The organism is uncultured Campylobacter sp., from assembly GCF_938045595.1.
GTDB lineage: Bacteria > Campylobacterota > Campylobacteria > Campylobacterales > Campylobacteraceae > Campylobacter_B.
This window is the reverse complement of sequence record NZ_CALIBB010000031.1, coordinates 1-1,352: the sequence shown is the minus strand read 5'-3', so window position 1 is coordinate 1,352 and position 1,352 is coordinate 1. Positions and strand designations below refer to the sequence as shown.

1 protein-coding gene is annotated in these 1,352 nt (G+C 45.7%); it reads left to right on the top strand.

Annotated features, from left to right (window positions below):
* Positions 1-355: 355 nt before the first annotated feature.
* On the top strand, positions 356-1,352 hold a 997-nt coding region (locus Q0340_RS01415; protein ID WP_298081856.1), incomplete at its 3' end, for an ABC transporter permease.

Here is a 1,352-nt window from a genome sequence, read left to right as displayed (position 1 = left end):
TTTTAAGAATTTCAAAATTCCAAAAGGTTTTAAATTTCTGAAATTTTAAAATTTTGAGGCATTGAAATTTTAAAATTTTAGATGATTTGAATTTTAAAATTTAGAATTTGAGTTTAGAATTCTGAAGTCTCGGCAAGACGATCTGTTTGATTTACCGTATCTGATATCTCTTGGGGGCGAATTTTATTGCGTATAAAAATAGATTTCGGCGCGATTTTAAATTTTTAAAACCCGCTAGAACTTCTATATTTGACGCCGCAAAACCTATTTTTGGAATTTTAAAATTCCAAAATACCTAAAATTTCACATAAAATTTAACGCTAAATTTTATGTGAAATTTTACAAGGACGACTTTTTGGTAAAGTATTTATTATTCAAATATCTCAGATTCGACCGCTCCCAGCCCTTCATTACGCTTTCGGCGCTGCTTGCGTTCTTGGGCGTCGGCGTGGGGCTTACGGTGCTGATCGTCGCGATGGCGATAATGAACGGTTTTGATAAAGAATTTGAGCGCAAGCTCTTTACGATGAACTACCCGATCACGATCCATAGCCACTTTCGCGGCGGTATTTCAAAGGACGACGTGGAGGGGCTGCGGGCGGACTTTCCCGATCTGATCTTTAGTCCTTACATCAGCTCGCAAGTCATCGCTAAAAGCGGCGAGAAGCTCGAGGGCGGGCTGATTTTCGGCGTAAATTTAAACGATGAAAAGCGCATCAACTCCGTCGTCGCAGCAGGCGCCAAAGACGCCAATCTAACGGACTACGGCATCATGATAGGGCGCGGGATCAAGGACGAGTTTATGCTAGATGAGGGCGGCAAGATCACGATGATCTTTACGAAGAGCGATCCGGGCGGCTTTGCGCTGATACCCAAGATGAAGCGCTTTGATGTGCGCGCGGACTTCAGCTCGGGGCTGATCGCCTACGACAAGGCGTATTCCTACGCAGACGCAAACGATCTAGCAAAAATTTTGGGCTACGACGAGGGAACTTTCGACGGCGTGCATGTTTTTTCAAACGATCCGTTTAAAGACCTGGAGCGCATCAAAAAAAGCCTTCCCGGCGGCGCTAATGCCGTGGGCTGGTGGCAGCAAAACGGCAATTTTTTCAGCGCCCTTGCGCTTGAAAAGCGCGCTCTTTTTATCGTGCTGATGCTAATAATCCTGGTCGCGAGCCTAAATATCGTAAGTTCGCTTCTGATGACCGTGATGAACCGCCGCCAAGAGATTGCGCTTTTACTTAGCCTGGGCGCTAGCAAAAAGGAGGTTAAGAGGACCTTTTTCGCGCTCGGAGCCACTATCGGCGGCGGCGGATGTGCCGAAACTCAAAGCAGCGCATTTGGCGGAAAAA